Below are 248 nucleotides of genomic sequence, written 5' to 3'. Positions count from 1 at the left end.
CGTCGCCCATGTCGGTATGGCCGACGAATTTCACGCCCTTGACGACCCGCCCGTCCTTCACGTCCAGGCAGGGGATGATGCGGCGGGCCGTCACGATCGGCGCGCCGTTGTGATGGCCTCGGGCAAGCCGAAACGGCCCTCGTACAGCGCGCGGCCGACGATCACGCCGTGGCAGCCCAGGGCCTTGACCGCCGTGATGTCGTCCAGCGACGACACGCCGCCCGAGGCCTGAAGCACCAGGTCGGGGC

2 protein-coding genes are annotated in these 248 nt (G+C 70.2%); both read right to left on the bottom strand.

Annotation, left to right across the window (positions count from 1 at the left end; all coding sequences use genetic code 11):
• A partial coding sequence (locus tag CVH10_RS23050) for a HisA/HisF-related TIM barrel protein (protein WP_369335996.1) occupies positions 1 to 94 on the bottom strand: 94 nt, incomplete at its 3' end.
• Positions 91 to 237, bottom strand: a complete 147-nt coding sequence (locus CVH10_RS23045) for a HisA/HisF-related TIM barrel protein (RefSeq protein WP_369335995.1) — start codon at positions 235 to 237, stop codon at positions 91 to 93. The genes CVH10_RS23050 and CVH10_RS23045, both read right to left, overlap by 4 nt.
• Positions 238 to 248: the final 11 nt, after the last annotated feature.

It is taken from the genome of Halomonas sp. ND22Bw, assembly GCF_003011945.1.
GTDB classification, from domain to species: Bacteria; Pseudomonadota; Gammaproteobacteria; order Pseudomonadales; family Halomonadaceae; genus Halomonas; species Halomonas halophila.
Note: the sequence above shows the minus strand (reverse complement) of the source record. Positions and strands in the feature narration are given on the sequence as shown.